The sequence below is a fragment of the Streptomyces sp. NPDC046197 genome (assembly GCF_040646295.1).
GTDB lineage: Bacteria > Actinomycetota > Actinomycetes > Streptomycetales > Streptomycetaceae > Streptomyces.
Genome location: NZ_JBEYZY010000008.1, coordinates 96,005 through 115,183, shown reverse-complemented (window position 1 = coordinate 115,183; position 19,179 = coordinate 96,005). Strand labels below are relative to the sequence as shown.

At 73.0% G+C, this 19,179-nt stretch carries 17 protein-coding genes and 1 pseudogene; 8 read left to right on the top strand and 10 right to left on the bottom strand.

Annotated elements, in window-relative coordinates; genetic code table 11:
* Window positions 1-11: 11 nt before the first annotated feature.
* Window positions 12-1,274, top strand: coding sequence for a glycosyltransferase 87 family protein (locus AB0A61_RS13890; protein ID WP_361291110.1), 1,263 nt, complete (start codon window positions 12-14; stop codon window positions 1,272-1,274).
* A 37-nt stretch (window positions 1,275-1,311) separates the two neighbouring features.
* Here the strand turns inward: AB0A61_RS13890 and AB0A61_RS13885 are convergent, their stop codons facing one another.
* Window positions 1,312-1,725 carry a zinc ribbon domain-containing protein gene (locus AB0A61_RS13885; RefSeq protein WP_361291539.1) on the bottom strand — a complete coding sequence of 138 codons (414 nt, stop codon included), beginning with the start codon at window positions 1,723-1,725 and terminating at the stop codon, window positions 1,312-1,314.
* Between the two features lie 185 nt (window positions 1,726-1,910).
* Complete coding sequence (locus AB0A61_RS13880) at window positions 1,911-2,648, bottom strand: TetR family transcriptional regulator (RefSeq protein WP_361291107.1); 738 nt, start codon at window positions 2,646-2,648, stop codon at window positions 1,911-1,913.
* Window positions 2,649-2,791: 143 nt separating this feature from the next.
* Between AB0A61_RS13880 and AB0A61_RS13875 the strand changes: the two genes are divergently transcribed.
* The 3 genes from AB0A61_RS13875 (at window position 2,792) to AB0A61_RS13865 (ending at window position 5,040) form a co-directional block, all read left to right on the top strand.
* Entirely contained in the window at window positions 2,792-3,625 is an 834-nt protein-coding gene (locus tag AB0A61_RS13875; RefSeq protein ID WP_361291104.1) for a hypothetical protein, read from the top strand.
* 87 nt (window positions 3,626-3,712) lie between these two features.
* Window positions 3,713-4,468 carry a peptidoglycan-binding protein gene (locus AB0A61_RS13870; protein WP_361291101.1) on the top strand — a complete coding sequence of 252 codons (756 nt, stop codon included), beginning with the start codon at window positions 3,713-3,715 and terminating at the stop codon, window positions 4,466-4,468.
* Between the two features lie 80 nt (window positions 4,469-4,548).
* A complete protein-coding gene (locus tag AB0A61_RS13865) occupies window positions 4,549-5,040 on the top strand; it encodes a flavin reductase family protein (RefSeq protein ID WP_361291098.1) in 492 nt (163 codons plus the stop codon).
* A gap of 384 nt (window positions 5,041-5,424) precedes the next feature.
* Here AB0A61_RS13865 and AB0A61_RS13860 read toward each other — a convergent pair whose 3' ends face one another.
* The 4 genes from AB0A61_RS13860 to AB0A61_RS13845 form a co-directional block, all read right to left on the bottom strand.
* Window positions 5,425-7,794, bottom strand: a complete 2,370-nt coding sequence (locus AB0A61_RS13860) for a SpoIIE family protein phosphatase (protein ID WP_361291537.1) — start codon at window positions 7,792-7,794, stop codon at window positions 5,425-5,427.
* Window positions 7,795-7,963: 169 nt separating this feature from the next.
* Window positions 7,964-8,530, bottom strand: coding sequence for an antibiotic biosynthesis monooxygenase (locus tag AB0A61_RS13855; protein ID WP_361291095.1), 567 nt, complete (start codon window positions 8,528-8,530; stop codon window positions 7,964-7,966).
* 189 nt (window positions 8,531-8,719) lie between these two features.
* A complete protein-coding gene (locus AB0A61_RS13850; protein ID WP_361291092.1) occupies window positions 8,720-9,100 on the bottom strand; it encodes a hypothetical protein in 381 nt (126 codons plus the stop codon).
* 430 nt (window positions 9,101-9,530) lie between these two features.
* Window positions 9,531-10,454 (bottom strand): MurR/RpiR family transcriptional regulator, encoded by a 924-nt coding sequence (locus AB0A61_RS13845; protein ID WP_361291089.1) that lies wholly within the window; start codon window positions 10,452-10,454, stop codon window positions 9,531-9,533.
* Window positions 10,455-10,758: 304 nt separating this feature from the next.
* Between AB0A61_RS13845 and AB0A61_RS13840 the strand changes: the two genes are divergently transcribed.
* Window positions 10,759-11,157: a DUF3662 domain-containing protein gene (locus AB0A61_RS13840; protein ID WP_361291087.1), complete on the top strand. Its 399-nt coding sequence runs from the start codon at window positions 10,759-10,761 to the stop codon at window positions 11,155-11,157.
* 15 nt (window positions 11,158-11,172) lie between these two features.
* Here AB0A61_RS13840 and AB0A61_RS13835 read toward each other — a convergent pair whose 3' ends face one another.
* Window positions 11,173-12,894, bottom strand: coding sequence for a phospholipid carrier-dependent glycosyltransferase (locus AB0A61_RS13835; protein ID WP_361291535.1), 1,722 nt, complete (start codon window positions 12,892-12,894; stop codon window positions 11,173-11,175).
* Between the two features lie 285 nt (window positions 12,895-13,179).
* Between AB0A61_RS13835 and AB0A61_RS13830 the strand changes: the two are divergent.
* Window positions 13,180-13,863, top strand: a pseudogene (locus tag AB0A61_RS13830) (hypothetical protein); the annotation flags it as partial.
* 3 nt (window positions 13,864-13,866) lie between these two features.
* Here AB0A61_RS13830 and AB0A61_RS13825 read toward each other — a convergent pair.
* Entirely contained in the window at window positions 13,867-14,550 is a 684-nt protein-coding gene (locus AB0A61_RS13825) for a nucleoside/nucleotide kinase family protein (protein ID WP_361291084.1), read from the bottom strand.
* A 182-nt stretch (window positions 14,551-14,732) separates the two neighbouring features.
* Between AB0A61_RS13825 and AB0A61_RS13820 the strand changes: the two genes are divergently transcribed.
* Both AB0A61_RS13820 and AB0A61_RS13815 read left to right on the top strand, forming a co-directional pair.
* Entirely contained in the window at window positions 14,733-15,488 is a 756-nt protein-coding gene (locus tag AB0A61_RS13820) for a beta-phosphoglucomutase family hydrolase (protein ID WP_361291081.1), read from the top strand.
* The gene (locus AB0A61_RS13815) at window positions 15,485-17,827 is read left to right on the top strand and encodes a glycosyl hydrolase family 65 protein (RefSeq protein WP_361291078.1); all 2,343 of its coding nucleotides are present in this window, start codon (window positions 15,485-15,487) and stop codon (window positions 17,825-17,827) included. The genes AB0A61_RS13820 and AB0A61_RS13815 overlap by 4 nt, the downstream gene beginning before the upstream one ends.
* 48 nt (window positions 17,828-17,875) lie before the next feature.
* On the opposite strand, the gene AB0A61_RS13810 is transcribed toward AB0A61_RS13815, so the two are convergent.
* Window positions 17,876-18,769 carry a M56 family metallopeptidase gene (locus tag AB0A61_RS13810; protein WP_361291075.1) on the bottom strand — a complete coding sequence of 298 codons (894 nt, stop codon included), beginning with the start codon at window positions 18,767-18,769 and terminating at the stop codon, window positions 17,876-17,878.
* The gene (locus AB0A61_RS13805; protein ID WP_361291072.1) at window positions 18,766-19,149 is read right to left on the bottom strand and encodes a BlaI/MecI/CopY family transcriptional regulator; all 384 of its coding nucleotides are present in this window, start codon (window positions 19,147-19,149) and stop codon (window positions 18,766-18,768) included. The genes AB0A61_RS13810 and AB0A61_RS13805 overlap by 4 nt, the downstream gene beginning before the upstream one ends.
* Window positions 19,150-19,179 lie beyond the last annotated feature (30 nt).

The window sequence follows — 19,179 nt, the reverse complement described above, 5'->3', positions numbered from 1 at the left end:
GGACGGGTGCGGTGACGGGGATCTGGGCCGGGGGGCGGGCGATCGGGGAGTGGCTCATCCGCCATGCCGGGTGGTGCCTGGCCGTCTCCGTGGCCCTGCACGCGCTGGCCGTCGGCACGCACCCGACCCAGCCGCTGGACCTGCGTGTCTATCGCGAAGCCTCACCGCACGTGCTCTCCGGCGGCCTGTACGACTACGCGGTGCACACCGCGCCGCCCATCCCCCTGCTGCCCTTCACCTATCCGCCCTTCGCCGCGCTGGTGTTCCTGCCGCTGTCGCGCCTTCCCTGGACGGCGGCGATCGTGGTGTGGCAGGCCGTCTCGGTGGCCGCCCTGGTCGTCATCAGCGTCTGCGCCGTCCGGCTCCTGCCGGCGCGCCCGGACGGCCGGGCGAAGGACCTTGCCCTGCTGTGGGCCGCTGCCGGACTGTGGCTGGAACCGGTACGGCACACGCTCGACCAGGGGCAGGTCAACCTGCTGCTGGGCGCCCTGGTCCTCGGCGGCCTGGCGGCGACCCGCGCGGCGGTGAGCCGGGGTGCGGCCGTGGGCCTCGCGGCGGCGGTGAAACTGACCCCGGCCGTCGGCGGTCTGTACCTGCTCGCGACCCGGCAGTGGCGTGCAGCGGCCTGGGCCGTCGCCGCCGGCGCCGCCGCCACGGCGGTGGCCTGGTGGGTGGCCCCCCGGGAGTCGGCGCGGTACTGGTCGACGCTCGTGACGGACCCGCACCGGGTCGGCCCCGTGTGGTCCGTACGCAACCAGTCCCTGCGCGGAGCCCTCAGCAGACTGCTCGGCCCCGACGCCGGCTCGTCCGCGACCTGGTGGGCGGCCTGCGCCCTGGTGACGGTGGTGGCGGGCTGGGCGCTGTGGGCTGCGGCGCGCCGCCGCGACCTGCTCGGTGCGCTGGTCGCCGTGGAGCTGTACGGGCTGCTGGTGTCGCCCGTCTCCTGGAGCCACCACTGGATCTGGTGCCTGCCCGCCATGATCTGGCTGGTCCACGGCCCCCACCGGCGGCGACTGCTCGCCCGCCTCGCGTTCGCGGTGTGGGCGCCGGCCACCGGCGCGCGTCTCGTGCCGCAGCTGATCCGCCTGGAGGACCGTCTGACGCGGACCAGCCCGTACCCGGCGGCGCTTGCGTGGCCCGGTTCGGTCTATGTGGTGTGCGCGGTGCTGACCCTCTTCGCCCTCGCCGCCGGGACGGCGCGGCAGCCGGGCACCGAGGAGGCCGACGACGGGCGCTCGGGCGACCGCCTCGAAGGATCACTCACGCGGCCGTGAGGGCACCCGCCTGACGGTTGCCGGGTTCGGGTGTTCCTCAGCTCCAGGCGCGGTAGGGCTCGTCGAGCAGTTGGAAGACCGGCTCGCCGCGCACCGGGTCCTTCGCGGTGGACAGCCGGACCCGGTCGCCGCCGTGGATGCCGATGGGCGGGCCCATGACCCGGCCCCGCACGATGAAGCCCTCCGCCATCTCGACGAGCGAAACGTTGCGCGCGGCCGGGGTGTTGCGGTGCACCACCGTGGAGTGGCGGACCGTCCCGGTGCCCTCGCTGCGCTCCGTCCTGAGGTCGCTGCCCCGGCACACCGGACACAGCAGCCGGTGGTACATGGCGGTGCCGCACCAGGTGCAGCGCTGGAAGTACAGGGCTTCCGGGTCGCGGGCCTCGGGCTCCAGGAGGCCCGTGGCGGACCCGGCTGCCGGATGAGCGGCGATTCCTGAGTAGTGGTACACGCTGGTCAACTCCCTGCGCTCGGCCGGAATGCCGCGTGCGCGGTCACCCGTGCACGCACGTGCGCGGCTCACCGTGCCGCCGTGCACGGCCACAGCGTATGGCACTCAGTGCCACTCGTAAAGGCACTCCGTACCCTCAATTTTCGGGCCGGGTACCGGGCTCCGCCGCGAGGTCGTCCCTGCGGTCAGCCGTTGCCCAGGGCCGACTCGATCTCCTGCACGACCCGCCACAGGGGCGCCCCGCGTCGCGAGACGATCACCACCACGTCCTCCTCGGGCCGCCCGCCGGCGGGAGCCGCGGGGGAGTGGCCGAAGGCGGCCTGCACATGCCCGAGCGCGTGGTCGACCGCCGCCGACGCGTCGCCCTGGCCGTCCGAACGAAGCCAGGAGCGCAGCGCGTTGTTGTGCGCCGCGACCACGGCGGCCGCGACCACGTCGGCCTGAAGGGTCCCGTCGCGCCGCCCGGCGAACCGGCGCCGCAGGTACTCGGCGAGGGCGCGCTCATAGCGCCACACCACCGACAGCTCGTACGCCCGCAGCCCCGGTACCTTCTTGGTGAGCCGGTAGCGCTGCACGGAGAACGTCGGGTTCTCGGCGTACATCCGCAGCACCAGCCGGGCCGCGTCGCAGACCCGCTGCACGGGATCCTCCTCCTCGCCGCCGGAGGCGAGGAAGGCGGTCATGTCGGCCAGGCACCGCTCGTGGTCGGGGAAGACCACGTCCTCCTTCGACGGGAAGTAGCGGAAGAACGACCGCCGTCCGACTCCGGCGAGCGCCACGATGTCGTCGACGGTGGTCTGCTCGTACCCCCGTTCCAGGAACAGCTGGAACGCCGCCGCCACCAGGGCGTCCCGCATGGGCGGCTTGGTGGTCGCCGCCTCCGCCTTCTCGCCGCGACGGGACGCCGCCCTCCTTGAGCTCATGGACGCGAACGTAGCATCCGACCAGCACGGATGGCACTCAGTGCAGCGATCCGGGGAACGGAGTGCCCACGGTGGGGTTCCCGGCCGGGCGAAGTAGTCTTTCCCGACCCGTCGCGCCCCGCACCCAGGCCCAGGAGCTCCGTATGCCGCCCGCCCGTCCCCGCCTCCTCTACGTCACCGACCTGGCGTACCCGGCGCGCGGACGCCGCTACTGCGACGAGGACATCCAGCTGACCGCCCGCCTCCGCGAGGACTTCGACCTGGCCCTGTGCCACCCGCGGGACGCGGCCGCCCTGATGGACGCCTTCGACGCCGTCGTCGTCCGCAACAGCGGACCCGTCCTGGAGTACCGGGCCGAGTACGACGACTTCCGGGCGCGGGCCCTGGATGCCGGGGTGCGCGTGTACAACCCGCTCACCGGCAGGGCGGACATGGCCGGCAAGCAGTACCTGCTGGACCTGACCGCCGCCGGACACCCGGTCATACCCACGGTCGACCGGCACGAGGACCTGCACCGCCTGCCCGCGGTGGACCGGTACGTGGTCAAACCCGAACTGGGCGCCGACTCCATCGGCCTGCGGATCGTTCCGGCCGACCGGCTTCCCGGCCTCGTCGACGGCACCGTCCTGGTCCAGCCGTACATCGACTTCGCGTACGAGGTCTCGTTCTACTTCGTCGACCACGACTTCCAGTACGCCCTGTACGCGCCCGACCGTGACCGGCGCTGGCAGCTCGAGCCCTACCGGCCCACCGGCGACGACCTGGAATTCGCCCGGCGCTTCGTGCACTGGAACGGACTGGCCCACGGCATCCAGCGGGTCGACGCCTGCCGTGCCCCCGACGGCGGCCTGCTGCTGGTCGAACTGGAGGACCTCAACCCGTACCTGTCCCTGGACGCCCTCGACGGCCCGCGCAGGGAGGCCTTCGTCGCCGCCCTGAAGGCCTCCCTGCACCGCTTCCTCGCCTGCGCGCCCTGAGCCGCACCCGCCGCTGAACCCGCGAGCCCTTTCCCACGTATCACTTCCCGGGATGGGCACGTGCGCAGGGACGCAAAGGAGTGCAGTGTGTCTACACCGCCCGGACACGAGCAGCCGCACGGCGGGCCGCCCCTGGAACCGATCCGCGTCATCCGGCCCCGCCGGACCGACGCCCTGGCGGAGCTCATGAGGGAGTTCCGCGGCGACACCGCCGACCACGAGTCCGTGGAATGGCCGGCCCGCGCCGGAGGGGCGGACGACGCGACACAGGAGTTGCCGCCCGTAGCCGCCGCCGGGTCCCTCCGCCGGCCGCCGTCACCGCCCCGGGACGCCCACGCCACCGGTCCGGGCGTGCGCCGGGCCGCCCTGGCGATCGCCGTCGCCGCGGCCGCGCTGGCCGGTTTCGCGGGCGCCCTGCTGCTGCCCGGCAGGGGCGAGGCCGACGAGGCGCGGGCACCCCACCCGACCGCGAGTTCCGGCTCCGCCGCGACACCCGCCCCGTCCGGCACCCCACCTGGCACCGGCGCACCTGCCGCGACCGGCACCCGAGCGGGGACCGGCGCCCCCGCCACGACGGGCGCCCCCACCGGGAGTGCGGCGGTCGATCCGGACGGCCCCGGCACCCTGCGCGAGGGCGACTTCGGCCCGGAGGTCACCGAACTGCAGGAACGCCTGCTGCGTATCCCGGACATCTACCGCAACGGCTCGACCAGCGGCCGCTACGACGCCGATCTCAAGGCGGCCGTGGCGCGCTACCAGCTCTGGTACGGAATCAGCGGCGACGAGACCGGCGTCTACGGTGACGACACCCGCCGCTCGCTGGAATCCCGGTACGACGGTTGACGGCGGGTGAAACGGGCAGACGCCGACGTGATGTGCTGAGCTGGTGCCGCCGACGGGAGCGGTGGAAGGAGCGTGCGGGCATGTCGGAGGCGGACGCGTTCATCGGCCTGCTCGATCCCGCCATGTACGTGGTCACCGCCGCGGCGGGCGGCGAACGGGCGGGCTGCCTGGTGGGGTTCGGATCGCAGTGCTCCATCCGTCCCGTGCGGTTCGTGGTGTGGCTCTCCAAGGCCAACCGGACCTTCCGGGTGGCCGAGCGCGCGGACCACCTCGCCGTGCATCTGCTGACCCGGGACCAGCACACGCTGGCCGAGCTGTTCGGCGGCCGGACCGGCGACGACGGCCTGGACAAGTTCGCGCACGTCCGCTGGACGGAGCGGCCCGAGGGGGCCCTCGTCCTGCAGGACGCGCCGGCCTGGTTCGTCGGCCGGGTCGTGCTCCGCACCGACGCCGGGGACCACGTGGGCTTCGTGCTCGACCCGGTGGCGGCGGGCCGACGGGAGGGCGCCAAGGGGCCGTTGCTGCGCCTGGCCGACGCCCTCGGGATCTCGCCGGGGCATCCCGCGGGCTGAGCCGACCGCGCGGCACTCGAACGCAGCGCACGACGGGGGGAAAACTCTGGTGCCGGTGGCCCCGATGGGCCACCATGGCGCGCACGGCCGCCGCAGCCGCGGTGCCACCGGGCCCCGGCCCCGCACGTCCGCACCGAACCGAAGGCCATGCCGATGAACGGCTCCCGCGTCCCGGGCCTGGTACTGCCCGCCGTCTTCCTCGTCGCCCTCGTGGTGGGTGTCGTGTGGTACCTGCGCCACCGGAACGACGAGTAGCAATGAGCAACGGTGAACAATGGTGAACAACGATGAATAGCGGCGAATGACGATAGCGACGAACAGCGACGAATGACGACGGACGGGGCGCCATCGGAACGCCGTCCGCCCGGTGCCGACGGGCTACGGCTACCCCTGCTCCGTCGGCACCCGGATGTCCAGGACGCAGACGTCGTCCCGGCGTTCGCCCTCCAGCATCGAGGACAGCAGTGGCCCGAGGGAGCCGGGCGCGTCGGCGCGGTGGGCCGTGGCGGCCCGGGCGAGTCGGTCCAAGCCCCGCTCGATCACCTCGCCGGGCCGCTCGACCAGGCCGTCGGTGTACAGCACCAGCCGGTCGCCCGGCACCAGGCGACAGTCCGCCTCCTCGTACACCGGGGTGCCGGTCGCGCCGAGGAGCACACCGCGCGGGCGGTCGAGATAGCGGGGCTCGCCGTGGCGCAGCAGCAGCGGCGGCGGATGGCCCGCCTGCGCCCAGACCAGCCGGTGCTCGTCCGGCTTGTAGCGGGCCAGCACCATGGTGGCCGTGCCATGGGTGTCTCGGGAGTGCAGCAGCAGCGTGTTGAGTCGCGAGAGCGCCCCGGTCAGCGACGAACCCGTGATGATCATGCCCTTGGCGGTGAACCTGAGCTGGGCCATGGTGGCCACCGCGTCGATGCCGTGACCCGCGACGTCGCCCACGACGAACAGCGCGTCTCCGTCGGGCAGTTCGATCGCGCTGAACCAGTCGCCGCCGACGTGGATCCCGGACTGGGCGGGCAGATAGGCGACGTCCACCCGCAGCCCGGCCCGCCGCAGGGGATGTCGGGGCAGGGGGAGCAGGGCGTGCTGCAGCCGACCCGCGAGCATGCGCTCGGCCGCCAGGATCCCGTGCTGCGCGAGGATCGCCTGCTCGCTCTCGACCAGTGCCAGCTCCGCGCTGCGCTGCGCGGTCAGGTCCTGCATGAATCCGTGCACCTGCGCGGGAATGCCCGCGGAGTCCGGCACCGCTTCGGCGACGGCCCGAAGGTGCCGGACTCCGGCCGAGGTCCTGATCCGGAAGGGCACGTCGAAGGGCTTGCCGGCGTCCAGCAACTCCCGCACGACGCGGGCGAGTGCGGGTCCGTCCTCGGGCAGGGCGAGGTCGGGCAGCTCCTCCAGCCGGAGTGGACCGCGGGCGGGGTCGCGGCCCAGGAGGGCGTAGACCTGGGACGACCAGGACGCCTCATGCGTGACCAGGTTCCAGGTGGCCCAGCCGAGCCGACCGAGGCGCTGCAGGTCCGCCAGGCGCTGCTCCTGCCGGTCGGAGGAGTCGTGCCGCAGCCAGGTGACCACCAGTCCGTCGCCCAGCCGGACGGCCCGCACCGAGTACGTGGACAGCTCCTGGTTCCCGGCCACCAGGTCCTGCTGAGCGAACGGTTCGCCCTCGTACGGCTCCCCGGTGGCGAGCGTGCCCAGCCAGCCCTGCCACAGCGGTTCCTCCGCGAGGGCCGGCCAGCACTCCAGGACCCGCCGCCCCACCAGTTCGCGGCCGTCGCGCCCGACGACGTCGACGGTCTTCGCGGTGGCGGCGTCGATGCGGTAGTCCTCGACCACGTGCGAGGCGGAGCGCAGCGGGGTGAGCAGCAGGCTCGTGCCGGGCAGCACGTCGAACAGGGCCTCGACCGCGTTCGCGGCACCCTCCGCGGCGAGTTCCGGCCGGGTCCCGAAGGCGCGCAGCCGGCCCGCACAGAGCCGGCTCACGGAGCGCAGCAGTTCCCGGGTGGGCGGGGTGAACGGTCCCGGCCGGGTGCGCAGCACGCCGATGGCCACCTCCGCCGTGGCACCGGACGACACCGGGAGCCAGACGCGCCCCGCCCACCGCCTGGGAGGGTCGCCGATCAGCAGGTAGCGCTTCGAGTCCTCCTCCGCGTCCTCCAGCCAGCGTTCCTCGCGGGTGTGCAGGGCGTCGAGCACGGCGACCCCGCTCAGCGGAGGCACGTGACGCCACTGGCGGGCGAGCGTGTCGTCGATGCCCGCGTGCCCGATCAGGTCCAGGCCTCCGGCGGGCAACAGCCGGTAGATCATCACCGCGTCGGCCTCGACGGGCCCCGCGAGGTGCTCCAGCAGGCAGCGGGCGAGCTCGTGCGGGGTGCGGATCCGGGCGAGCGCCCGGCCGAGCGCGGCGAGGACGGCGGAGTCCACACGCTGCTCCACGCCCGGTGCCTCGGCGCGGGCGGGCACCGGATCGGAGGCGGCCCCGGTAGCGACGGGGGCGGCCGGCTGCGAGAGCGCCGTGGACTCGTCGGGGGCGGGCAACGGGGGCACGAGGGTCCCGAGCGTGATCCAGCACTCCTCCATGAGCGTGCGGCCCGCGGCCTTGGCCCGCTGCAGCAGCTCCTCGTGCGCCGCGTCCGGGGAACAGCCGGTCAGTGCCATCAGCGCGCCCTTGGCCCGCTCGACGACGGCCGAGGTCGCCGCCAGGTCCTGCAGCCGGTCCATTTCCGCGCGCTGCCTGGCCACGACCCTGGCCAGCGCCGCCATGTCGGGTACGGCGCCGGATTCCGGAGGGAAGACGGGCTCGCTCGTCACGGGACGAGCATTGCACATGGCACCCGGTCCGATCACAGCCTCGTCATACCGGATTTCCCCGAGGGCGATCCGGCCGCGTCCACCCGCCGCACCGTGGCCCCGCGGGGTGTGCGGGGCGCGCTCAGTCGTCCGGGGACGGGTAGAGCCACGGCCGTAGCAGGCGGCTGAGGCGTGGCATGACCAGGTAGGTCAGGATCGGCAGGAGCAGCACGGGGAGCAACGCCGCGCGCAGCGGCAGGGGCCAGGCGGCCGTCCGGGGTGTCACCAGCCACTGGATCAGCAGCGTGAACGGATAGGCGCCGAGCAGGGTGGTGAGCACCATCTTCCAGCGGGGCGGGGGCTGCACGGTGGTGCCGGGCAGGCTGAACCAGGTCTCCATGCCGGTCGTCGACTGGCGTTCGCTGCTGATCTCCCTGGCGATGCCCTCGATCCGGCGGTGCCACTCGGCCCGTTCCGGCGAGGTGAGCCATGCGCTGAGGCGCTGCGGATCGCAAAAGCGCAGCACCGCGTGGAACAGGTGGCCGTCCTCGGGGCGCAGCCAGGCGACGCCCTCATTGCCGGGGAAGCGCCGGGCGACGCGGGTGATCGCGCGCGTCCACTGCTCGAACTCGTCCTCGTGGCCCGGACGCACCTGCCAGGTGAGGACGGTGGTGACCGGCTCGGTGCACCGGACTCGGCTGCCGTTCATGTTCACCACGGGTGCCACGTACGGCGCGGGTCATGCCGCCCGCACCTGCCGGACGACCGGTCCGGTCGCGCCCCGGCATCCGCGGCGGGCGCCGGTCGTCGGCGGAGCCACATCACCCGGTCGTCGGCGGAGCACATCACCCGGCGGCCCTTGGGGCACATCACCCGGTGTCCGGCGCGGGCGGCTGCCTCAACGGCCGGCGGTGCGTCCCACCAGTGCTTCGGTCACGGCCCGGACGCTGCGGGCGATGTGCTGCAGTTGCAGCAGCTCGGCCGCGTACAGCTTGATGGTGTGCTCGATGACCGACTCGGGCAGGCCGAGCTGCGGCAGGTCGGCGCGTGCGGTCTGCAGGGCCGTGCGGGCCACCCGTATCTCCTGCTGGACCTGGATCTGAGCGTGCCGGGCGAGCAGCACGGGGTGACGGATCAGCGCGGGGTAGCTCCCGTAGCGCGCGGGCACCAGCTCGCGCAGCCACTTGGCCGCCGAGCGCTCCCAGTCGTAGCTTCCGGGGGTCTTGACCTGGCAGGGCCAGTCCGGGCTGAGGCGCGTGGTCATCAGGGGCATGGTCATCGCTTCCGGGTGTGCGGCGTCGTGGACGGTGGTCCGACGAGGGTGGGGCGGCCCCGGTCCAGGGGATGACCGGGGCCGCCGCGGGCGCTCGCGCAGGCGATGCCCGACCGAACAACCCGCGCGCCGACGTGGGTAGGAGACGGCGGCTCGGGGTGTCCGTGCAGGTGCCCTGGAAGCGGGCGGCGCCCGTGCGGGGAGCGGTGCGGGGTGCGCATGGGCGGGGCGTCGGCTTTCTCGGGGCGGGTGCGGTTGGTGCTGACAGGGATGCGGAACGCTCCTGGAGTGGGCCGGGGCGCGATCCGTGGAGCAGTATTTATATATGCCGTCTGGTTTGCAAGACGTATGAAAACATTCATGCCTGCTTTGAACGGCATCGTCCCTTGTGTGCCGCGTGTGTGCCCGAAGAGGCAGGCCGGCGCAGGGTCCCGGTTCAGTCCCTGAGGAAGAACTGGTGCTGGTCGGCGATCTGTTCGTACTCCTCCAGGCGGCCCTGGGTCCGCTCGGGGTCGGCGTCCGTCATGGCCTGCAGCAGCGCGGCGCACACCACGCCTGGTGCGGCGTAGGAGTCGAACACCAGGCGTGAACCGGTCCCGGTGGCGAAGGTGACGTCGGCCTCGTCGGCCACCGGACCGAGCGCCAGGTCGGTGATCAGGGCGACCTTGAGTCCGGCGCTGCGGGCCACCCGGACCGCGTTGAGCGTCTCGTGGGCGTGCCGGGGCAGGGAGAACGCCAGTACCCAGGTGCCGCCTGCCTCACGGGACTGCAGCAGGGCGTCGTAGGCGACGCTGCCGCCCCGGGTCACCAGCCGTACGTCGGGGTGGATGCGCCGCGCGGCGTAGGCGAAGTACTCGGCCAGCGACACGGAGATGCGCAGCCCGAGCACGGTCAACGGGGTCGACTGGGACAGCTTGCGGCCGATGTCGATCACCCGGTCGGGATCGGCGAAGTCGCGGCGCAGGTTCTCCAGGTTCTCGATCTCCGCGTCGACCGCGGCCTGCAGTTCGTTGCCCCGGTCCTCCTCGGCCGCGCCCGGTCCGCCGGCGAGGGTGCGCAGCGCGATGGACTGGAGCTTCTCCCGCAGCGCGGGGTAGCCGCTGAAGCCGACCGCGGCGGCGAAGCGTGTCACCGAGGGCTGGCTCACGCCGACCCGTTCGGCGAGGTCGGTGATCGACAGGAACGCCGCTTCGGCGATGTTCTCGATCAGATACTGGGCGATGCGGCGCTGCCCGGGAGACAGGTGGGGGCCGTCGAAGAGCGCTCTGAGCTGGGACGCCGGGGCAGCCTCCGCCTCGGGAACGGTCTTCCCCGAGGTGATCGCGGATGCCTGTGCCCGAGCCTGCTGCGACGTTGGCACCGAGGCGCCTTCTTTGTCTCCCACAGAGGTTCAACATAGCTCACTCACCGCCGTGACCAGGGCTTGTACGGGCTCATCCGGCGTCGTGAGGGCGGACGCCGGCTCTCGGACACCGGACGCGCGGAGGGATACGCGCCCGCTCCGCGGGAACCCGCCTCCATGGAAGACCCGGCGGAGGCGGAGGTCCGCACCGACGGCCTCGGGCAGGAGTGACCCCCGAGGAGGAGTGACCAGACCCGAGCAGCACCGGCAGCCCCCCACACGGTCCAGCACAGACGAACCAACTTGCGGCAGGTGAAACCGGATGAGCGCACTGAGCGCGCTGGAGCAGGTCTTGGAGAACCGGTGGGAGGCGCTGTGGGCGCGGATCACCGGCAAGGATCAGGTCGAACTCGTCGACGCGTTGCGCCGCGAGTGCGACACCAACGCCGTGGTGTGCAGCGAACAGCGGGTGATCGTGCCCAACGCCTACGACGTCGAACTCGCCGACTCCGTGCACGACCAGCTCACGCGGCACAAGAGCCGCGTGGGCCAGGCACTCACCGACAGTCTGGCCCGGCACGCCGATCGCCAGGGCTATGAGTGGGCCGGCCCGCTGGCCGTGCGCATCGTCCGCTCGCACAGCGTCCCCAACGGCCGCTACCGGGTGGCGAGCTGTGTCATGCCACACGTGAGCGCCGAAGGGTTCCGGCACCCCGCGTAGCCGCCGTCGGCCCGGTCACCGCCGGTAGAGCGTGAGGGAGTGGCCGACCTCGTCGACCGGGCGGCTGCCGTGCAGCAGCGCCGCCAGCCGCCCGCGCGCCTTGGCGGCCGCCGAGTCGGACACCACGAGCAGACCGTGCACCTGCCGCAGCGGCACCGCGCGCGGATCGCTCGCGTGGATACCGTAGAACGACGGCACGCCGCTGCCCTTGTAGACGAGCCAGACCCGCTCGTGCGGATACCGTGCGCGCAGCCGGTCGGCGAGCCGGCCGAGGTCCTGACCCCAGTCGACGTTGGAGTCGTGGAGCCACAGATGGGTCCGGGCCGGCCCGCCGAACGCCTCGTTGGAGTACGGCAGATAGTACGGATACGTCCGCAGGGAACTGACCGCGACGAACGCCACCAGCGCCCCTGTCACGGCGGGCAGCCACCTTCGGCGCACGGTGAGCACGGCGGCCCCCGCCACCGCCAGGAACATCGGCATGAACAGGGCGTACCGGGTGCCGAAGTCGCGCGAGGAGTGCATCGCCGCGGCCAGCAGCACCACCGGCGGGACGAGCACGTACGGTGCCACCGGTCGCAGCCGTCGCACCGCCACCAGCGCCGCCGCTCCGGCCGCCCACAGGGCGAGCATGCCGAGCGGGGTCTTCACCAGCAGCGCGGCGGGCAGGTAGTACCAGCGCGCACCGGTGTACACATGCCCGAACAGATAGCCCTGCCAGGGGTGGTCCTCCAGCCCGAACTGGGTCCGCATACCGTTGCGGTACGCCGCGGGGAGCGGCAGGAGGTCGACCAGCACCGCGCGCAGGCCGTGCACGGCGGGCACCGGCTCCCGGGACGTCCAGCGCAGCCGCGGGTCGACCACCAGGTAGACGGCCCACACGACGGCGACCGCGACCGCCGAGACCGCGGCGGCCCACCCGGCACCCACGGCCAGTGCCCTGCCCCGTGCGGCGCGAACGGCCGGACGGCGGCCGGCCCACACCGACACCACGGCGAGCAGCGACAGCACCGGAACCGCCGGCAGCGTGCTCATCTTGGTGGCCACCGCCGCGCCGAGTGCCACCCCGGCGAGCGGCAGGTACAGCCGCGGCCGCCGCCGCGCCCGCCACAGCAGCCAGGCCGACGTCAGCACGAAACCGGCCGCCGGCACATCCAGGGTGGCCAGCGAGCCGTGCGCGACGAGATCGGGCGAGAAGGTGTACAGGGCCAGGGCCGCCAGGCCGCCGTCCGTGCCGGCGAGTTCACGGGCGAACGCGAACACCACCAGCGCGAACAGCAGCGTCAGCGCGACCACCGGCAGCCGGGCCCACAGCATCAGCCGCCACGGGTCGTTGCCGGACTCGTACAGCAGATGACGCCCCAGCCGGGTCTGGTCCCCGGTGAACGAGGTGTCGACGTGCGGACCGGCGGCCGCGACCCCGACGGCGATCACCAGCTTGCCCAGCGGCGGGTGCTCCGGGTTGTAGGCCAGGCTGTGCTCGTGCAGGTAGACGGCCGCCGTGCCCACGTACACGGGCTCGTCGATGGTCGGCGTCTGCTCGGCCGCGGTGGTGACCATCGCGACGGCCATCTGGGCGAGCAGCGCGACCGCGAGGAACGGAACCAGCCACCGCCGGTGCCGCCGCAGCCGGGCGCCCAGGCGCGCCACCGCACCCCCGGCCCGCGGTGGCCCGGGGGGTGCCTCGCCGCCGTGGGTCTCGGGTTCCAGAACCATGTGCTGTTCGCGCGCCATCATCCGCCCCGCGGCGCCCGGGGCGGCGCCGGGGCGGGAGCGATCCGGAGCCGTGTCATGGCCCCACTGTCGCACCGGCTCCCGCCGCACGGGCGTCACCGCTTCACGAGTCGTACATGGCAGACCCTCTGCCATGTACACCGGTACGGCCCAGAGGCGTTGGGAGTTCACCCCGGTACGGCACAACCGGCGGCGCGGTGCCGAGACGGGGGATGAGAACCGTACGGCCGGTCCCCCGCAGGAGGCCGGCCGAAGGCATTGCCACCCCGGTCCCGAAGGGCGGATCCCGTGCACCTTCCCCACCAGCGCGGCCACCTGCACGACCTTCCCGACACCCCGGAGGCGTACGACGCCGTACTCGCCTCCGTCACCGACGAGGCACTGGCCCGCCTCCCCGCCGACGGCAGCCTCGAACATCCCGGCGCGGTCCTCGACATCGGCGACACCTCGCTCGGCGTCACCTCGCTGCTGTCACTGGCCAGGCGGCGAACGAAGGACCCGCGGATCCCCGACGCCTTCCACCGCAGTCTCGCCTTCCGTCTGCGCGAGCGCGTGTACACCGAGGACAACCCCGGCTACCCGAACCTCAGGGTGCGCAACTCCGGCCTGCCGTACGCCCGTTACACCGTCGAGTCCGGCGCGCACCCGCTCGGTGACTGGCCGAGCACGGTGTGGGCGCTGCTGCAGTTGGTCAACGTCCTCGACACGGCGGACCGGCTGATCCGGGACGAACTGCGGCACGAGCTCGTGCGGTTGGGCCACGGCTACTGGCGATGGCTGACCGAGACGGCCTTCTTCAACCCGCAGGAGGCGGGCAACCAGGCGATCGGCTGCGTGGTCGGCGGTCTGATGCTGGCCCGTCATCTTCCCTCAGCCGAAGGGGAGTCGGTGCGCACGCGGGCGCTGGGCCTGTACGCCGACGAGATCCACGCCCGCCGGGTGCGCGACCGGGGTGCGCTGCTGCCGTCGGAGCTGTCACTGCGCGGGTGAATCGCAGGCAGCACGCGCACCGAGCGGCACGGCCGTGGCGGGCACGACCAGATCCGCGCGGCCCCGGGTCGCCGCCACCAGGTCCGCGTTGCGCTGGTCGGTGCCCAGTACCCAGGCCTCCGCCTCCCGGTGCGACTTGCCGAACTCCTCATGACGTGCGATCAGGCGGCGGACGCGCTCCTGCTCGTCGAGCTCGCAGAACCACACCTCGTCCAGGGCGGGCCGTACCCGTGCCCAGGCACCCGTGTCCAGCAGCAGGTAGTTGCCCTCGGTCACGACCAGCCGGGCCGAGGGCGGCACCGGGATCGCTCCGGCGATCGGCTGCTCAAGATCGCGCTCGAAGCCGGGCGCGTACACCGTCTCGCCGTCCGTCGCCTCCTCGCGCAGCCGCCGCAGCAGCGCCGCGTACCCGGCCGCGTCGAAGGTGTCCGGCGCTCCCTTGCGCTGACGGCGGCCCAGCCGCTCCAGTTCGGCGTCGGCGAGGTGGAAGCCGTCCATCGGGACGTGGGCGGCCCATGCCTCGCCCGTGCCGTTCAGCGCCCGCACCAGGCACTCGGCGAGGGTCGACTTGCCCGCGCCCGGGCTGCCCGCGATCCCGAGGATGACACGCTCCCGGGTCCGTAGCAGGGTCCGTGCTCGGGTGAGAAGGTCGTCGAAGGTCAGCGGCACACGGCACAGTGTGGCACCGCTCCCGTGCGGACGAACCCCCGGTCCCGGCGACCCAACCGTGCGCCGGGACGAGTGACCCTTTCGACGCGGCGAGCGGAAAGTGGGCAGAAGCCTGTCGGAAAGTACGTCCGGTGTGGCACTCGACACCCTCTCAAAGCCGCCAAGCGGGGAAAGGTGCCTGTATGACTGAGCTCGGTCTGCCCGAAGAAATCCTGGCCTGCCTCTTCGACCTCGACGGCGTCGTCACCCGGACGGCGGTGGTGCACGCCGCCGCCTGGAAGGAGACCTTCGACGCGTTCCTGCGGGAGCGGGAGGGCGAGAACTTCCGTCCCTTCGACGCGGTCGCCGACTACGACGAGTACGTCGACGGACGCCCGCGTGCCGACGGGGTGCGCACCTTCCTCGCCTCCCGGGGCATCGAACTGCCCGAGGGCGACCCCGGCGACCCACCGGACGCCCCGACCGTGCAGGGAATCGGCAACCGGAAGAATGAACTCGTTCTGCGCAAAATCCGTACTGAAGGTGTGGAGGCGTACGAGGGCACACTGCGCTACATCGAGGCCGTGCGGGCCAGGGGCCTGCGGACCGCGATCGTCTCCTCCAGCGCCAACACCCGTGACGTACTGCGCTCGATCCACGCCGAGGACCGCTTCGACGTCCGCGTCGACGGCGTGGTCGCCGCCGAGCGCAGGCTGCCGGGCAAGCCGCACCCCGACACCTTCCTGGCCGCGGCCCACGACCTGGGTGTCGACGCCGAGCAGGCCGCCGTCTTCGAGGACGCGCTGGCCGGTATGGACGCCGGCCGCTCCGGAGGCTTCGGGTACGTCGTCGGCGTCGACCGGGTCGGCCAGACCGAGGCGCTGTACGCGCACGGCGCCGACGTGGTCGTGAAGGACCTCGCAGAGCTGCTCGAGGGAGAACGGGGAGGCACCGAGTGATCACCCACGGGTCGTACGTCGTCGAGCCGTGGACCGTGCGCGAGGCGGAACTCAGCCTGGACGTGCTGGCCCAGAGCGAGTCCGTCTTCGCCCTGTCCAACGGCCACGTCGGCTGGCGCGGCAACTTCGACGAGGGCGAGCCGCACGGCCTGCCCGGCTCCTATCTCAACGGTGTGCACGAGGTGCACGCCCTGCCGTACGCGGAGGCCGGCTACGGATACCCCGAGTCGGGCCAGACCGTCATCAACGTCACCAACGGCAAGATCATTCGCTTGCTCGTCGACGACGAGCCGTTCGACCTGCGCTACGGCCGGCTCGTGTCCCACGAGCGCACCCTCGACCTGCGGCGGGGCGTGATGGTGCGGACCTGCGAGTGGGTCTCGCCGGCCGGTTCGAGGGTACGGGTGCGCTCCACCCGGCTGGTCTCCCTCACCCAGCGCGCCATCGGCGCGGTGGAGTACGAGGTGGAGGCCGTCGACAGCCAGGCACGCGTCGTGATCCAGTCGGAGCTCGTCGCCAACGAGCAGTTGCCGGAGTCGAACGGCGACCCGCGGGCGGCGATGGCGCTCCAGGCGCCCCTGGAGCCCGAGGAGGACTTCGCCTCCGGCAACCGGCTGCGGCTGGTCCACCGGACCCGGAACAGCGGCCTGCGGGTGGCCGTGGCCGCCGACCATGTCGTCACCGGTCCCGAGCGGACCTCGACCGCCGCCGAGAGCCACCCGGACGTGGCCCGTCTGACGGTCACCTCCGTCCTGGACCCGGGAGAGCGGCTCCGGGTCGAGAAGATCGTCGCCCACGGCTGGTCCGGCGCGCGGTCCCTGCCCGCGATGAGCGACCAGGTCGACGCCGCGCTGGCCGCCGCCGCGCACGGCGGCTGGGCCGGGCTGGTGGACGAACAGCGGGAGTACCTCGACGACTTCTGGGCCCGGGCGGATGTCGAGGTGGACGGTGACGAGGAGATCCAGCAGGCGGTCCGCTTCGCCCTCTTCCACGTGCTGCAGGCCGGTGCCCGTGCCGAGCAGCGGGCGATTCCCGCGAAGGGCCTGACCGGCTCCGGCTACGACGGGCACGCCTTCTGGGACACCGAGATGTTCGTGCTGCCGGTGCTGACCTACACCTCGCCCGACGCGGTGGCCGAGGCCCTGCGCTGGCGGCAGAACACCCTGCCCGCCGCCCGCGAGCGCGCCGCCCAGCTCGGACTGCGCGGGGCCGCCTTCCCCTGGCGGACCATCGAGGGCCAGGAGGGGTCGGCGTACTGGCCCGCCGGCACCGCCGCCTTCCATGTGAACGCCGACATCGCGCATGCCGTGGTGCGCTACGTGGCGGCGACCGGGGACGAGGACTTCGAACGCGACACCGGGGTGGAACTGCTGGTGGAGACCGCCCGCCTGTGGCGGTCGCTCGGCCACCACGACCACCACGGCGCCTTCCACATCGACGGCGTGACCGGCCCCGACGAGTACAGCGCGATCGCCGACGACAACACGTACACCAACCTGATGGCCAAGGCGAACCTGCTGGCCGCCGCCGACGTGGTCGAACGCCACCCGAAGGCGGCGGAGCGGCTCGGCGCCGACGACGAGGAGAGCGCCACCTGGCGGGACGCCGCCGAGGCCATGAACATCCCGTACAACCCCGAACTCGGCGTGCACGAACAGCACGCGGGGTTCACCCGGTACCAGCGCTGGGACTTCGCCGGCACCCGCGCCGACCAGTACCCGCTGCTGCTGCACTTCCCCTACTTCGACCTGTACCGCAAACAGGTCGTCAAACAGGCCGACCTGGTGCTGGCCATGTACACCTGCGGCTACGAGTTCGACCAGGAGCACATCTCCCGCAACTTCGCCTACTACGAACCCCTGACCGTGCGGGACTCCTCGCTCTCGGCCTGCGTCCAGGCGGTCATCGCCGCGCAGGCGGGTCATCTGCGGCTCGCCTACGACTACGCGGCGGAGGCGGCCCTGATGGATCTGGAGGACCTGGAGCACAACACCCGGGACGGGCTGCACATCGCCTCGCTGGCCGGGACCTGGATGGCACTGGTGACCGGCTTCGGCGGCACTCGCCGGGCGGGTGACATGCTGGAGTTCGCGCCGCGGCTGCCGGAGAAGTTCAGCCGCCTCGCCTTCTCGCTGCAGTTCCGTGGCCGCCGGCTGCGGGTGGAGATCACCCCACAGAGTGCCACCTACCTGCTGCTGTCCGGCCCGGCGCTGGCGATCCGGCACCATGGCGAACCGGTCACGGTGCACCCCGACGCGCCCACGGCCCGCCCGGTTCCGCCCGCCCCCCACCTGCCGGCTCCCGAACAGCCCCCATATCGACGCCCGAACGTCCGCTGAGGCGAGCGACTCTCCGGCTCGGGCCCGGCGGCGCGGCCCGTCGCCGGTCTACAGGAGAACCCTCGTCAGCAGGCTCAGCAGGTCGCCCGTCGCGTCCGCGGCGCCCAGGACCGGGAGGGCGCCGAGCGCGAGGACGGCCGCCGCGACGGACCACAGGTGCGGGGGTGGGGCGGACTGGAGCGCCGCGATGCGACGCGTGACGGCGCGGTCGGTGAAGCTCAGCCCGCACGACGGCTGCACGCGCCCGGCGGTGAGCGCCGCCCGGGCCAGCGCGTGGGCGGTGGTGGTCCGGTCGCCCACCGCGTCCGCGGCCCGTTCGTCCGCCCATCGCTCGACGAGGAAGGCGACCTGGGTGCGGACCGGGCCGAGCAGCGGGTTGGCCGCGACCGCCAGGGTCGCCGCGGTCACCAACGCGGCGTGCCGGTACGCCAGATGGGCGCGCTCGTGGGCGAGCAGCACCCGTCGCTCCACCGGCCCAAGCGCACCGAGCATCGCGCTGGTGACCAGGATCCGGCCCGGCGTACCGGGAATGGCGAACGCCCGCGGCACCGGCGAAGCGGCGACGACCAGCTCGGTGTCCCCGGGATGCTCGTCGCACAGCCGCCGCAGCGCGCGGCGGGTCGCGTACTCGGCGCGTACCGCCCGCCCCACGCGATGGGCGACGACCGCGAGGGCCAGGCAGGCGACGACGCCCACGGTTTCCGGCACCGGCTCCGCGAGCCGCAGGCCGTTCTGTCTGGCCTTCGCGACCACCGGTGGCGCGTCGTCGAGGAGGGTGACGGCCAGCAGGACGAGGGACCAGACGGTGGCCGTGGCCGTCACCACGGCGGCGGCGGTCAGCACGCGGGCGGCGAGCGCGGGCGCCACCCGCCGGGCGACCACCGGGCTGATCGCCGTGAGCAGCAGGGACAGCAGCAGCGGGGTGTAGACGTCGACCCTCATGCCGCGCCCCCGCTGAGCAACTCGCGTAGCGCCCGCTCCTCCTCGGGGCTCAGCCCGGTGACGAACTGCTGCAGGGCGGCGATGGGGTCGGGGCCGCGGTCCAGGGCCTCGTGCATCGCCTCGGCGGTCAGCTGTGCCGCGTTCTTGGCGGGCCGGTACGCACCGCGCCGCCCGTCGACCTCGCGCCGTACCAGGCCCTTGTCGTAGAGCCGCCTGAGGATGGTGTGCACGGTGTTGTAGGCCAGGGTGCCGCCGATCTCCACCTGGATCTCGGCCGGGGTCAGCGGTCGGTCGGTGGACCACAGTGCTGCGAGGACCTCGCTCTCCAGCTCCCCCGAGCTGCGCCGTTCCAGCCTGCCATGAGGCCCTCCACCAGCCATGCCCTCAACCTTACAGTGCGTAGCGGATCA

Coding starts and splice junctions, on each gene's coding strand:
- AB0A61_RS13865 (WP_361291098.1), top strand. CDS start 4,549: ATGTCGGAGGCGGACGCGTTCATCGGCCTGCTCGATCCCGCCATGTAC.
- AB0A61_RS13805 (WP_361291072.1), bottom strand. CDS start 19,149: ATGGCTGGTGGAGGGCCTCATGGCAGGCTGGAACGGCGCAGCTCGGGG.
- AB0A61_RS13820 (WP_361291081.1), top strand. CDS start 14,733: ATGACTGAGCTCGGTCTGCCCGAAGAAATCCTGGCCTGCCTCTTCGAC.
- AB0A61_RS13875 (WP_361291104.1), top strand. CDS start 2,792: ATGCCGCCCGCCCGTCCCCGCCTCCTCTACGTCACCGACCTGGCGTAC.
- AB0A61_RS13810 (WP_361291075.1), bottom strand. CDS start 18,769: ATGAGGGTCGACGTCTACACCCCGCTGCTGCTGTCCCTGCTGCTCACG.
- AB0A61_RS13880 (WP_361291107.1), bottom strand. CDS start 2,648: ATGAGCTCAAGGAGGGCGGCGTCCCGTCGCGGCGAGAAGGCGGAGGCG.
- AB0A61_RS13850 (WP_361291092.1), bottom strand. CDS start 9,100: ATGACCATGCCCCTGATGACCACGCGCCTCAGCCCGGACTGGCCCTGC.
- AB0A61_RS13840 (WP_361291087.1), top strand. CDS start 10,759: ATGAGCGCACTGAGCGCGCTGGAGCAGGTCTTGGAGAACCGGTGGGAG.
- AB0A61_RS13835 (WP_361291535.1), bottom strand. CDS start 12,894: ATGATGGCGCGCGAACAGCACATGGTTCTGGAACCCGAGACCCACGGC.
- AB0A61_RS13860 (WP_361291537.1), bottom strand. CDS start 7,794: ATGGCGGCGCTGGCCAGGGTCGTGGCCAGGCAGCGCGCGGAAATGGAC.
- AB0A61_RS13855 (WP_361291095.1), bottom strand. CDS start 8,530: ATGAACGGCAGCCGAGTCCGGTGCACCGAGCCGGTCACCACCGTCCTC.